Source organism: Sulfitobacter sp. HI0129 (genome assembly GCF_001635395.1).
In the GTDB taxonomy this organism is placed as follows: domain Bacteria; phylum Pseudomonadota; class Alphaproteobacteria; order Rhodobacterales; family Rhodobacteraceae; genus Sulfitobacter.
The window spans coordinates 1-12,755 of the sequence record NZ_LWGH01000875.1; the positions used below are offsets into that span (position 1 = coordinate 1).

The following is a 12,755-nucleotide window of genomic DNA, read 5'->3' on the forward strand; positions in this document are numbered from 1 at the left end:
ATGTGCAGGATAGGTGGTGGGCTTTGAAGCGTGGACGCCAGTCTGCGTGGAGCCTCCCTTGAGATACCACCCTTGTTCTGCTTGATGTCTAACCGCGGTCCGTTATCCGGATCCGGGACCCTGTGTGGTGGGTAGTTTGACTGGGGCGGTCGCCTCCTAAATCGTAACGGAGGCGCGCGAAGGTTGGCTCAGAGCGGTCGGAAATCGCTCGTTGAGTGCAATGGCAGAAGCCAGCCTGACTGCAAGACTGACAAGTCGAGCAGAGTCGAAAGACGGCCATAGTGATCCGGTGGTCCCAAGTGGGAGGGCCATCGCTCAACGGATAAAAGGTACGCCGGGGATAACAGGCTGATACTGCCCAAGAGTCCATATCGACGGCAGTGTTTGGCACCTCGATGTCGGCTCATCTCATCCTGGGGCTGGAGCAGGTCCCAAGGGTACGGCTGTTCGCCGTTTAAAGAGGTACGTGAGCTGGGTTTAGAACGTCGTGAGACAGTTCGGTCCCTATCTTCCGTGGGTGTAGGATACTTGAGAGGAGTTGCCCCTAGTACGAGAGGACCGGGGTGAACGATCCACTGGTGGACCTGTTGTTGCGCCAGCAGCAGTGCAGGGTAGCTATGATCGGACAGGATAACCGCTGAAGGCATCTAAGCGGGAAGCCCCCCTCAAAACAAGGTATCCCTGAGAGCCGAGGTAGACCACCTCGTCGATAGGCCAGAGATGTAAGCGTAGTAATACGTTCAGTTGACTGGTACTAATTGCTCGATAGGCTTGATTTGATCCAGTAGAAGCAAGATTGATCTTACTTTTCGGATACAAACAGAAGCATACACAGCACGTTTAGCGTGCTGACTTGGACAGTCAGAGGTTTTTCATGGTTTGGTGGTCATAGCGCGAGCAAAACACCCGATCCCATCCCGAACTCGGCAGTTAAGTGCCGTCGCGCCGATGGTACTGCGTCTTAAGACGTGGGAGAGTAGGTCACCGCCAAACCTAGTAAAACCTCTGATAATGTATCTCTCTTCGATGATCACACAGAACACTGTCGCGGGATGGAGCAGCCCGGTAGCTCGTCAGGCTCATAACCTGAAGGTCGTAGGTTCAAATCCTACTCCCGCAACCAAGTTTCGCGATTAAAGCCGCACCCGATCGGGTTGCGGCTTTTTTTCTGTCTGCAAGACCCAGTAATTTGGCCACTTTATCGCCGATCTGGCATATGTGGCCTGCGGTCCCTAGAGCCCATCAACTCTCCCAAACGATGAGTCCCGGCTGCGGCCTGAAAGCAATGCCGAGGAGCTCGCGTCGCCAACCTATCCGCTACAAGCCTGAGGTTTTCGCTTTCGTCGCTCGGCCGCACAGTAAGCCCAATCAGGCATAAATTCTGTGCAAGCACCTCCTCAGAAAGTTTTGTTTCACGAAAACCGCAGTCTGTGGCACATTTGTTCCGAGTGGCGGGTTTCAACACGTCACCTTTCTGGGAGGAGCCAAAATGAACCTTAGACCCGACCCCACATTCTATGCCACGCCCAAGATTGCGATGGAGGCCCCGGCGGAGACGTTGGCGTTTACGTTGATGCTCAGTCCCGACGGGTCTCAACCAGATGGGCTGGCGGTTGTCGATGTCGATCCGCAGTCAAAGACCTTTGGCGAGATCGTACATCAGCTCATCATGCCGAACAAAGGCGACGAGTTTCATCATTTCGGCTGGAACGCCTGTTCCTCGGCGCTTTCCCCATTGACGGGGCATGCCTTTCTGGAACGCCGGTACCTGATTATCCCAGGTATTCGCTCGTCCCGCATCTACGTGATCGATGTGAAAGAGCCGTTGAAAGCCAAGATTCACAAGATCATTGAGCCGGAAGAAGTGTTCGCGAAGACGGGGTATTCGCGACCGCATACCATTCATTGCGGACCAGAGGGGATATACGTGTCGACCCTTGGCGGACGCGGCGAGGACGGCACGGACGGGCCGCCGGGTATCTTCATCATGGATTGCGAGACCTTCGATATTCTGGGCCGCTATGAGATGGACAGGGGCGAACAGGACAAGCACTACGATTTCTGGTGGAATCTGCCCCGCGACTACATGGTGAGTTCTGAATGGGGCCTGCCACCGCAATTCGAAAACGGGATCGTGGCCGAGGATCTGCTGTCGAACAAGTACGGGCACAAGATTCACTTCTGGAACCTGCGCGAGCGGAAAAACGTCCAGACCATCGATCTGGGCGAGACCCACCAGATGGCGCTGGAGATCCGGCCCGCGCATGATCCGGCGAAGGACTACGGCTTTTGCGGGGTCGTCGTCGACACGACCAATCTTCAGGGCGCGATCTTCACTTGGTGGCAGAAGGACGACGGCACATTCGAGGCCAAGAAGACGATCACCATCGATCCACGCCCCGAAAAGAAGGAAAACCTACCCCCGTTGCTGCAAGGGTTCGAAGCCGTGCCGCCGCTGGTGACCGACATCGATCTTAGCCTCGACGACAAGTACCTCTATGTTGCCTGCTGGGGTCAGGGAGAGATGCACCAGTATGATGTGTCCGATCCGATGAATCCAAAACTGACCGGCAAGGTTGAGGTCGGCGGTATTGCCCGAGGGGCCAAGCATCCGAATGGCAAACCCTTCGCCTACGGTCCGCAGATGGTCGAGATCAGTCGCGACGGCAAACGGGTCTATTGGACGAACTCGCTCTACTCCACATGGGACGATCAGTTCTATCCGGACGACGAAGGCGGCCAAATGGTCATGGCGAATGTCGGTGCGAACGGGGGCATCGAGCTGGATAAGGATTTCTACGTCGACTTTCCGAAGGGCTATCGGAGCCATCAGATCCGGCTTGAGGGCGGCGATTGCTCTACCGATAGTTTCTGCTACCCGTCAGTTTGACGGGTGAACGATGTTGAAACGACGACGGCCCTCTGGTGGGTCGTTGTCTTTTCCGGGATTTACCACGGGGTGAACCCCGGTATGGGCTGGCCGCTGGCGGTATCAGCGGCGTTGATGGAACGGGCCTCATCCAGTCTTTACCGGGCGCTCGGATCGCTGGCGCTTGGGCATCTCGTGGCCATGCTTGCGATCCTATTGCCGTTCTCGATTCTGTCTGTACTCATCGAATGGCATCGCGAGTTTCAGGTCGCTGCCGCCTGGCTGTTGATCGCGGTCGGCATCTATCTTTTGATGAACAGACGGCATCCAAGGTTTCTGGCGCGGGTGCCGCCGTCACAACTGGCGCTCTGGTCCTTTCTGGTGGCCTTGGCGCATGGTGCCGGGTTGATGCTGGTTCCGGTTTACCTTGGAATTTGCTGCATGATCGAAGCGGATCCTGCGCATGTCCCGGTCTTGGGCGTCATGGGTGGAATTGTCGCCATCGCAGTTGCCGTCGCGCTGGTTCATACCGTCGCGATGATCGCTTCCGGAGGGGCCATCGCATATGGTGTTTATCGTTGGATTGGCCTCAAGTTCCTGTCAAAAGGCTGGTTTAATCTCGATGTGGTCTGGGCGCTGAGCCTGGTGGGAGTGGGGGTGATCTCGCTCATGACATTGCATTGATGTGCAAACGTGGGTTTTTGTGAGGATTATCTCGCGCCCCAGCCATTCTCCCCCTTTCCTTTATCTGCCCAGCCGCCGATCCTGCCGGATACGGGCGGCGGCGTAGGCCATGAAGCTGCGGATGCGAGGTTGCAGATAGGCTTCGGGGGCCGCCACCAGCCACCACGGGCTGGCCATCTGGGGCAGTGGTGAAAAACATCGCACCAGTCCCGGGGTTCCGTCTCCCTCGAAGACGTTGAGCATCCCGACACCCATTCCCGTCCGCAATACGCCCGTCATGTTGGAAACGGTGTTGCTGGTGGCCACGACCTGCTCCCCCCGCACATGCGACATGAAGTGGATCGAAAAGGGCTGCATCGATGGGGCTCCGCTGTAGGCGACCACTGTATGATCTGCCAGATCTGCAAGGCCGCTTGGCCGCCCGTGGGTGGCCGCATAGCTTTCGGAACAATAGACGGTCCATGGGATATCGGGCAGCCGCTGGCCGATCAGCGTGTCGCCAAGCTGTACCTCGCCTGCGCGGAAGGCGATGTCGGCCTCGCCCCGTTCAAGGGCCAGCCGGTCCTCGGCTGAAAGGGATTCGAAGCGCACTTCGGGGTGGGCGGCGCGATAGGCGGTGATCAATCGGCTGACCACATGGGTCATGATGCTTTCCGCAGCCGTGACCCGGATGACGCCGGTCAGATCACGGGTCAGGCGCTCTGCCTCAAGCTCCACTTCCTTTGCGGCGGCCTCCACCGCTTCGGCCCGCGCTACAAGGGCCGCGCCCTGCGGTGTCAGCGCATGGCCCCTCGTGCTCCGCTCGAACAGACGAAGCCCCAATCCGCGTTCCAGCGCCTGAAGTCTGCGGCTTACAGTCGTCTGGTTCACGTTCAGGGTTCTGGCCGCAGCCAAGGTCGAGCCTTCGCGCTCGACGGCAAGGAAGATACGCAGGTCACTCCATTCGTACATGGCAGCATTATAGCGCCATTATGCGTTATCGCAGAATGGTTCTTCTTTTCGCCGGATACGCAGCGCCCGGCGGGGCTGGCATCATGAGGTTGTTCACCAGCCTATTGCCGGAAGGGAATAATCCAATGAAAAACCATGAATACAACGCTGCTCATAAGCGTCCCATCAAGACGCGTGACATCCACAACCACCATATCGACAGTACGTTCTGGGAGGACGTCTCCTTCCGCCCGGACGACATCGTGATCGCGACCTACGCCAAGTCGGGCACGACATGGATGCAGCAGATCGTCGGTCAACTGATCTTTGACGGGCGCGCTGATGTTGCGACGGCCGAGCTTAGCCCTTGGGTCGATCTGCGGATCCCGCCGCGCGAGGTCAAGATGCCGGAAATCGAGGCACAGACCAATCGCCGGTTTCTCAAGACACATCTGCCGGTCGACGCGCTCATCTTCAGCGATCAGGTAAAATACATCTATATCGGCCGCGACGGCCGTGACGTGATGTGGAGCATGCACAACCACCATCTGAACGCCAACCAGCTTTGGTACGATGCCCTGAACCAAACCCCGGGCCGCGTCGGTCCGGAGATCGAGCGCCCATCCCCCGACCCCGTGGAGTATTTCCGCCACTGGCTTGCGAACGACGGAGCGCCTTTCTGGCCGTTCTGGGAAAATGTCCGCAGTTGGTGGGCGATACGTGACCTGCCGAATGTCCTGATGGTCCATTTTGCCGATCTCAAGGCGGATATGAGCGGTGAAATCCGCCGTATCGCCGAATTTCTGGATATCGAACCTTCGGACTGGAACGTGATCGAAGAGCATTGCAGCTTTGACTGGATGAAGGCGAATGCCCCCGCCTGCGTGCCGCTTGGAGGTGCCTTCTGGGAGGGCGGCGCCCGGACGTTCCTGCATAAGGGCGTCAACGGGCGCTGGCAGGGTATGCTGACAGAGGCGGATAACAGGGCCTATGAAGAGCGCGCTGTTACCGAATTAGGCGAAGATTGTGCCGCTTGGCTGCGCAAGGGACGTCTGAGCGGGTCGTCGGCCTAACCCTCATCGGCAAAGGCCGTTTCAAGGCGTTCTATCACCTTATTCGAAAGCGTTGCGGGCTCGGGGTAATGCCCCGGGTCCTTCAGTTTGATCGCTTGGCGAAGGTCTGTGGCGTTCGCCCGCTTTGCTTTCTTCAACCCGTTCCAAGTGGTGGGAACCGCGGCAGGCGCGCCGGGTTTCGCACGCAGGGACCATGGGCTGATCGCGGTGGAGCCCCGATCGTTCCGAAGCCAGTCGATGAAGATCCGCCCCTTGCGTTTGGCTTTCGACATGGTGGCGGTATAGGTTTCCGGGCTTCGCTGCGCAGATAAACCGGCGAAGGTGCGCGCGAAAAGCGTGACGGTTTCCCAGGTAGCGGTACGGCGCAGAGGGACAGTGACATGTATGCCCTTGCCACCTGTAAGCAGGGGCCATGAGGGTAGGCCGAGATGATCAAGCCTGTCCCTGATGTCGAAGGCCGCATCGCGGACTGCGGCGAAATCCAAGTCTTCGTCGGGGTCGAGATCGAAAACCAGGCGATCCGGCCGGTCGAGCCGGTCTCTCCGCGCGCCCCAGATGTGGAATTCCAATGTGCCCATCTGAACGGCACCGACCAAACCGGCGGTGTCTTTCACGTACATATAGTCCTTTTCCTTGCCGTCACTTTCTTTGACCGGAACAGCATGGATGGCGCTCGGAAACCCTTTTCCGGCATGTTTCTGAAAGAACCGCTCCCCATCGAGGCCTTCGGGCAGGCGGACGAGCGAAAGGGGCCGGTCCGCCGCGTGGAGAAGCATGCGCTCCGCAACAGCTTCGTAGTATCGGGCGACGTCCAGCTTGGTGATCCCGGCACCGGGATAGACCTCGCGCTCGGGCGAGCTGATGGAGATACCTGCGACTTCGGTCTGTTGATTTTCCGATTTCTTCAATGACACGACGGGAACCTCCATCTTCACGTCTTCGGCGGCCTTGTCCTCTCTCAGCCCAAGGNAAACGGCATGGCGAAGCCGCCCGTCTTCGGTGAACTCGGCAAACCGCACCTCCGCCACCAGCCGCGGGGTAAGCCAGCGCATCCCCCGGACGTCTTCCTTCGGAACGTCCGCGGGCGGTGTCTTTCGGGAAAGAGGGGCCATGCGGGCGGCGATTTCATCTTGCGTGGCCTCGTCCCACCCGGTGCCGACCTTGCCGACGTAGCGAAAGCTGCCGTTCTCCTCGACGCCCAGCGCGAGGGAGGCAAAGGGGCGGCCCTTGCTGCCCGAAGCCTGCCAGCCGAGGATGACGAATTCGGCTCGTTTGACACATTTGATCTTTTGCCATGCGGCGCTCCGGCCGCCGCGATAGGGTGCGTCCTTCTGTTTGGAGATGAGCCCTTCGCCGCCGTTGCCGCAAATCGCCTCGAACGCGGCTGTGGGATCCCCTTCCAGCACGGGGGAAAGCTGCAAAAGACCCAAAGGTGGCACGCTGTCAAAAAGCTTTTCCAGCCGGGCCCGCCGTTCGGTAAGCGGCTCGTCTGACAGTGTCTCGCCATCGCAATACATCAGGTCGAAGGCGTGAAACTGAAAGGGTCCGCCCAGCTTGATCGCTTTTTGCAGCGCGCCGAAACCGTAAAGCCCGGCACCCACCGTGATCTCCCCGTCGATCAGGGCGCTGTCGCAGGGCAGGGCATCGAAAGCGGGGGCAAGCTGTGCGAATTTTTCGGTCCAGTCATGGCCGTTCCGGGTGTAGATCCGAACGCCGCCCTTACCCAAGGCGACTTCGGCCCGATAGCCGTCGAACTTCAATTCATGCCAGCGGGTTTCGGGGTTTCCCAATGTATCGGTCAACGTGGCAAGCTGCGGTTTGCGCCAGCGGGGCAGGGCGCCGCGACGTTCGTGCCCCTTGCCTAGTTCAGCGTCCTCGGTGATCGCTTTCATCTTTCGCCGGGTGCTGACGCTGGTTGTGTATCTCTTCACGGGGTCGGGTTCATCGGCGGCTTCGTCGTCCTCCTTGATCAGCAGCCAGTTCTCGCGCTTTTCCTTTCGCTGCATCCGGATGAGGTTCCACGCCCCGGTCAGGCGTTCCCCGTGGAGCGTGAATTTCAGGTGGCCTTTCTTCAGCCCCTTCTCCACATCAATGGTGGGCTGCCAATATCCGATGTCCCACAGCATGACCGTCCCGGCCCCGTAGTTGCCCTTGGGGATGGTGCCTTCGAATGTCAGATAGTCGAGCGGGTGATCTTCGGTGCGCACGGCAAGGCGTTTTTCCGACGGATCGAATGACGGCCCCCTTGTGATCGCCCAGCTGAGCAATACACCGTCCCATTCCAGCCTGAGATCCCAGTGCAGCCGGGTCGCCGCGTGGTTCTGGATCGAATAACGCGGTGCGAGCCCGTTCGCCACACCCCCCGTCGGCTCCGGGGTCTGGTCGAAATCCCTCTTGGCGAGGTAGGGCGCCAGCCGCGACATGTCAGGCTGACTTCTTTGCAGAACCGCTCTTCTTCGTGGTGCTGCTCTTTTTCGCGGTGCTCTTGGTCTTGCGGGTCGATCCCTTGTCGGCCTTCAGGCTTTCCTTCAACGCCGCCATCAGGTCGACGACATTCTCACCGCCTGTGCTCGATGTCCCGGAGTGGGAGCCTGTCTTGGCGCGCGGGGTCTTCTTGCTGCGGCGCTTGGATTCGATCAACTCGCGCAGGGCGATATCATATCGATCCTCGAAGGCGGCGGCATCGAAGGGGGCGGTCTTGCGGGTGATCAATTCGGTGGCCACCGAAAGCAGGTCTTCTTCCGCAGGCTTTTCTTCGACGGTGGAAAACAACGGTTCGGCGTTCCGTATTTCATCCGCGTAGTGCAGCGTTTCCAGCAACAGGCCGTCACCACAGGGCCGTATCGCGCAAAGGTACTCCTTGCCCCGCATCGTCAGTTGTCCGAGCCCCGTCTTTTCCGCGTCGCGCAGGGCGTCGCGCACCACGCGATAGGCGTCTTCGGCGAGTTCATCGGTGGGCACGATGTAATAGGGCTTGTCGAAATAAAGCGGGGGGATTTCACAGGCGCCGACGAACTGCACCAGTTCGAGTGTCTTCTTGGTTTCGAGCTTGATGGCGTCGATCTCGTCCTTTTCGAGCAGGAGGTACTCATCGTCTCCTATCTCGTACCCCTTCATGATCTCGGCGGTATCCACCGGGCCGATGCCGGGCACCGTCTTTTCGTATTTCACCCGCTGGCCCGAGGGGCCGTGGATCTGGCGGAAGGACACGCGCGCGCCCGACTTGGTGGCCGAATGAATCTCCACCGGGATCGATACGAGGGACAACCGAAGCTGCCCTTTCCACAATGCACGTGATGCCATAACGGGGCCCTCCTGCCTGTCAAACGCACCACCCGGCGATTCGGTTCGCCACGCGTCCGAGATGCCGCCCCCAGTGCGCTTGCCCTTGACTTCCGGACCTTCAAACGGTGTACCTGCGCCGAATGAATTGCAGCCCAGAAGGGGACGTCATATGCACGCTTACCGCACACATACTTGCGCCGGACTGAGCAAGGAAAACGTAGGCGAGACCGTCCGGCTTGCCGGTTGGGTGCACCGGGTGCGTGACCACGGCGGCGTGCTGTTCATAGACCTTCGTGACCACTATGGCATCACGCAGGTTCTCTGCGATCCGGACAGCCCGGTTTTCAAAAAGGTCGAAAAGGTGCGGGCCGAATGGTGCATCCGCATTGACGGTGTGGTGAAGGCCCGCGCCGAGGAATTGGTGAACCCCAAGATCCCCACAGGGGAGATCGAGGTCTACATTCGCGACCTGGAGGTATTGGGCGCCGCGGCGGAACTGCCGCTGATGGTTTTCGGCGATCAGGAATACCCCGAGGAGACGCGCCTGCGCTATCGTTATCTGGACCTGCGGCGCGAGAAGATGCAGGCCAACATGAAGCTGCGTTCGGACGTGGTGGCCTCCATCCGGAAACGGATGTGGGATCAGAACTTCCGCGAATTCCAGACGCCGATCATCACGGCCTCTTCGCCCGAAGGCGCGCGTGACTTTCTGGTGCCCTCGCGCCTGCATCCGGGCAAGTTCTACGCATTGCCGCAGGCTCCGCAGCAATTCAAACAGCTGTTGATGGTCTCGGGGTTCGACCGTTATTTCCAGATCGCACCCTGCTTCCGGGATGAGGACCCCCGCGCGGACCGTTCCCCCACCGATTTCTACCAGCTCGACATGGAAATGTCCTTTGTCACCCAGCAGGACGTCTTCGACACGATCCAGCCGGTCATCGCGGGCATTTTCGAAGAGTTCGGCGGCGGGCGGAAAGTGGACAGCGAGTGGGAGCAGATCTCCTACAAGGACGCGGCGCTTTGGTACGGCAGCGACAAGCCGGACCTGCGCAACCCCATCAAGATGCAGGTCGTCAGCGACCATTTCCGCGGCTCGGGTTTTGCGATCTTCGCAAAGCTGCTGGAACAGGACGGGACCGAGATCCGGGCCATACCCGCGCCGGGCGGCGGTTCACGCAAGTTCTGCGACCGGATGAACGCCTTCGCCCAGAAGGAAGGATTGCCCGGCATGGGCTATATCTTCTGGCGTGATCAGGGTGAGGGCATGGAAGCGGCGGGACCGCTTGCCAAGAACATCGGACCGGAGCGGACCGAAGCGATTCGTCAGCAACTGGGGCTTGAGGTCGGCGATGCGGCCTTCTTCCTCGGGGGTAAGCCAAAGTCCTTCGAGGCGGTCGCGGGGCGCGCGCGCAATGTCATTGGTGAAGAGCTGAACCTGACCGACAAGGACCGTTTCGCCTTTGCCTGGATCGTCGATTTCCCGATCTACGAAAAGGATGAGGAAACCGGCGCGATTGATTTCGAGCACAACCCTTTCTCAATGCCGCAGGGCGGGATGGAGGCCCTGCAAGGCGATCCGCTCGACGTGCTCGGGTATCAGTATGACCTGTCGTGCAACGGCTATGAACTGGTTTCCGGCGCCATCCGGAACCACAAGCCGGAAATCATGTTCAAGGCCTTTGAAATCGCCGGCTATGGCGAGGACGAAGTGCGCAAGCGGTTCGGCGGGCTGGTCAATGCCTTCCAATACGGTGCCCCGCCGCACGGTGGATGCGCTGCCGGTATCGACCGTATCGTCATGCTGCTGGCGGACGAACAGAACATCCGCGAAGTCATCCTCTTCCCGATGAACCAGCGGGCGGAAGACCTGATGATGAACGCGCCGAGCGAGCCGATGCCCGATCAGCTTATGGAACTGGGTCTGCGGGTCATTCCGCAGGAGAAATAGGCAAGGCATCTGCGCCCCCGTGACCAGTTCATAGGGGCGCCCCTTCTTCGCTCCTAGTCTTCCAGCGAATCCTCGCGCTTTTCGTCGATCAGCTTGCGCTCTTCCTTCTTGCGCTCTTCAAAGCGCTTGCCGAAGTCTTCGTTGTGCTCTTCGCCGATCACCTTCTTGGCGCGGGTAAAGACTTCGTCCTCTTCTTCGTCGATGTGGTGTTCATAGTCGTGGCGCAAGGTCTTGAAGCGGGTCATCCAACCCGAAGAGGACATGTCCTTTTCGTTTAGCTCCTCCAGCAGATCATCGAGTTGTTGATGCTCATGCACCGAATGGCGCGCGGCGTCCTGCCCCCAGGTTTCCGAGATCAGCTTGGAGTAGAACGTCTCCTCTTCTGCGGCGGCGTGGGATTTGACGTCACGATAGAACGTATTCCATGCCTCCTGCCGGGCTTTGCTGTCACCCTCCGTATCGGCGATTTTCTCAAGCAATTGGCGGTGATCATCATGGTCAGCCTTTATGGCATCGTAGATAGAGGGCATAAATTTTCCTTTCGTTGAATGTGATTTCAACGCCGGTGCTGAGGGCCGGTTCCCAAAGGAGCGGTTGAATCTCGTTCAACTCTTGCGGGAATGTGGTGACTAAGCAGCCTGATGTATGCGTCCATGGTAATCGTCGTGAGGGATTTAGCCTGTGAGAAGCTGCTGGCCCGGGCGGCAGGTACGGATGCGGTTCGCAAAGTCGAGTTCGCGTTCCTGCACGGCCTCTGTCAGGTCAACAGCGTTGAGTTCATTGTACGAGCGCCTCTAGATCTGGGGCCACTCAAAAAAATCCGCGTTCCGAAAGGTAGGGGCGTACATTCGCTGCGAGCCCGCTCTCCGACCGCATGGAAGCGGCAAAGACCATGGCAATCCCGATGAGCGCGGCCGTCATGACGATCCAGTCAATCGAAGAGGATCTCAAAGTCTTGGGTGTTCTCTGCGTCATGTCGTAACCGTCCGTACTGGTCCATATTTCTGGAACCATCCTCACCGATCAATATGACAGTTTTACGGTGGCAGAATGCCAGGAGCCGGGCATTACAAACCGAGGGGCCGCATTTCGGGCCTGATCCCGGTTGCAATCCCCTTGGCGGGCTCCCGCAACGGGGATACGCTTTGGCGATGAGCAGCAAAGAACAATTGCAGGTTCCGCTAGGTGCGGAAGTCCCCGGATGGACGCCGCCGCCGCCCCCATCCGGCTTGGTACTTCAGGGGCGTTACGCCGCTTTGGAACCGCTGACTGCGGAATCCCATGCGGCGCTGTTGTACCGGGCCTATGCGGGGCAGGATCAGGTCTGGGATTATCTGCCCTATGGCCCGTTTTCGTCGGCGGCGCAATATCACCGCTGGGTGCGCGATGTGGCAGCGCTGGACGATCCCTTCTTCTATGCCATTCTTGATCGGGAAACGGGCCAGTGGGCCGGGGTCGCGAGCTATCTTCGGATCACCCCCGAGGCAGGCACGATCGAAGTGGGGCATATCAATTATGCACCCGCTCTACAACGTACGCGCGCGGCGACCGAGGCGATGTACCTCATGATGAGGACGGCCTTCGAACTCGGGTATCGGCGTTACGAATGGAAGTGCAATGCACTCAACCTCGTGTCCCGCCGCGCGGCACAGCGGCTCGGCCTCAGCTACGAAGGCGTCTTCCGTCAGGCAGCGGTCGTAAAGGGCCGCAACCGCGATACCGCGTGGTTCGCGGCCATCGACAGTGAATGGCCCGCCCTGAAAGAAGCTTTCGAGGCCTGGCTTGCCCCGTCGAATTTTGACGACGCCGGGCACCAGCGGGAATCCCTGCGCGATCTGACGGCGCTCGTCCGTGTGGCAGAGGATCCCGCGTTGCGGCAGAGCTGATCCTCCCCCGCACGCTTCATATCGCCAATCGTTCGGTAAGCCTGTCCTGGATCATCCCAGCTATCGTCGCGACTTCGGTT

10 protein-coding genes, 1 tRNA gene and 2 rRNA genes are annotated in these 12,755 nt (G+C 59.4%); 8 read left to right on the top strand and 5 right to left on the bottom strand.

What is annotated here, in order from left to right; translation table 11 throughout:
- From A3764_RS20450 to A3764_RS20470, 5 genes are all read left to right on the top strand, one after another.
- Nucleotides 1–779 (top strand): 23S ribosomal RNA (locus A3764_RS20450); the annotation flags it as partial.
- 99 nt (nt 780–878) lie between these two features.
- Nucleotides 879–993 (top strand): 5S ribosomal RNA (gene rrf, locus A3764_RS20455).
- A 53-nt stretch (nt 994–1,046) separates the two neighbouring features.
- Nucleotides 1,047–1,123 (top strand) — tRNA-Met (locus tag A3764_RS20460).
- Between the two features lie 366 nt (nt 1,124–1,489).
- Nucleotides 1,490–2,890 (top strand): selenium-binding protein SBP56-related protein, encoded by a 1,401-nt coding sequence (locus tag A3764_RS20465; RefSeq protein WP_067927344.1) that lies wholly within the window; start codon nt 1,490–1,492, stop codon nt 2,888–2,890.
- Between the two features lie 3 nt (nt 2,891–2,893).
- The gene (locus A3764_RS20470) at nt 2,894–3,553 is read left to right on the top strand and encodes a hypothetical protein (protein WP_067927347.1); all 660 of its coding nucleotides are present in this window, start codon (nt 2,894–2,896) and stop codon (nt 3,551–3,553) included.
- A gap of 60 nt (nt 3,554–3,613) precedes the next feature.
- Here A3764_RS20470 and A3764_RS20475 read toward each other — a convergent pair whose 3' ends face one another.
- Nucleotides 3,614–4,504, bottom strand: a complete 891-nt coding sequence (locus tag A3764_RS20475; RefSeq protein WP_067927349.1) for a LysR family transcriptional regulator — start codon at nt 4,502–4,504, stop codon at nt 3,614–3,616.
- Between the two features lie 125 nt (nt 4,505–4,629).
- On the opposite strand from A3764_RS20475, the gene A3764_RS20480 reads away from it, so the two are divergent.
- On the top strand, nt 4,630–5,556 hold the full coding sequence (locus A3764_RS20480) for a sulfotransferase domain-containing protein (protein WP_067927353.1): 927 nt from the start codon (nt 4,630–4,632) through the stop codon (nt 5,554–5,556).
- Here the strand turns inward: A3764_RS20480 and ligD are convergent.
- Together ligD and ku are read right to left on the bottom strand one after the other, a co-directional pair.
- On the bottom strand, nt 5,553–7,979 hold the full coding sequence (gene ligD, locus A3764_RS20485) for a DNA ligase D (protein ID WP_067952037.1): 2,427 nt from the start codon (nt 7,977–7,979) through the stop codon (nt 5,553–5,555). The genes A3764_RS20480 and ligD overlap by 4 nt on opposite strands.
- A gap of 1 nt (nt 7,980) precedes the next feature.
- Nucleotides 7,981–8,859, bottom strand: coding sequence for a non-homologous end joining protein Ku (ku, locus tag A3764_RS20490; RefSeq protein ID WP_067920987.1), 879 nt, complete (start codon nt 8,857–8,859; stop codon nt 7,981–7,983).
- A 151-nt stretch (nt 8,860–9,010) separates the two neighbouring features.
- Here ku and aspS point away from each other — a divergent pair, with 151 nt between their 5' ends.
- Nucleotides 9,011–10,789 (top strand): aspartate--tRNA ligase, encoded by a 1,779-nt coding sequence (gene aspS / locus A3764_RS20495; protein ID WP_067920989.1) that lies wholly within the window; start codon nt 9,011–9,013, stop codon nt 10,787–10,789.
- 53 nt (nt 10,790–10,842) lie between these two features.
- On the opposite strand, the gene A3764_RS20500 is transcribed toward aspS, so the two are convergent.
- Together A3764_RS20500 and A3764_RS25420 are read right to left on the bottom strand one after the other, a co-directional pair.
- A complete protein-coding gene (locus tag A3764_RS20500; RefSeq protein WP_067920991.1) occupies nt 10,843–11,319 on the bottom strand; it encodes a hemerythrin domain-containing protein in 477 nt (158 codons plus the stop codon).
- Between the two features lie 280 nt (nt 11,320–11,599).
- Nucleotides 11,600–11,764: a hypothetical protein gene (locus A3764_RS25420; RefSeq protein WP_161487234.1), complete on the bottom strand. Its 165-nt coding sequence runs from the start codon at nt 11,762–11,764 to the stop codon at nt 11,600–11,602.
- Between the two features lie 176 nt (nt 11,765–11,940).
- On the opposite strand from A3764_RS25420, the gene A3764_RS20505 reads away from it, so the two are divergent.
- Complete coding sequence (locus A3764_RS20505; RefSeq protein ID WP_067920993.1) at nt 11,941–12,675, top strand: GNAT family N-acetyltransferase; 735 nt, start codon at nt 11,941–11,943, stop codon at nt 12,673–12,675.
- Nucleotides 12,676–12,755 lie beyond the last annotated feature (80 nt).

Excerpts from the sequence above, each read along its gene's own strand:
- ku (WP_067920987.1), bottom strand. The coding sequence starts at position 8,859 with ATGGCATCACGTGCATTGTGGAAAGGGCAGCTTCGGTTGTCCCTCGTA.
- A3764_RS20465 (WP_067927344.1), top strand. The coding sequence starts at position 1,490 with ATGAACCTTAGACCCGACCCCACATTCTATGCCACGCCCAAGATTGCG.
- A3764_RS20480 (WP_067927353.1), top strand. The coding sequence starts at position 4,630 with ATGAAAAACCATGAATACAACGCTGCTCATAAGCGTCCCATCAAGACG.
- A3764_RS20500 (WP_067920991.1), bottom strand. The coding sequence starts at position 11,319 with ATGCCCTCTATCTACGATGCCATAAAGGCTGACCATGATGATCACCGC.
- A3764_RS20475 (WP_067927349.1), bottom strand. The coding sequence starts at position 4,504 with ATGTACGAATGGAGTGACCTGCGTATCTTCCTTGCCGTCGAGCGCGAA.
- A3764_RS25420 (WP_161487234.1), bottom strand. The coding sequence starts at position 11,764 with ATGACGCAGAGAACACCCAAGACTTTGAGATCCTCTTCGATTGACTGG.
- aspS (WP_067920989.1), top strand. The coding sequence starts at position 9,011 with ATGCACGCTTACCGCACACATACTTGCGCCGGACTGAGCAAGGAAAAC.
- A3764_RS20505 (WP_067920993.1), top strand. The coding sequence starts at position 11,941 with ATGAGCAGCAAAGAACAATTGCAGGTTCCGCTAGGTGCGGAAGTCCCC.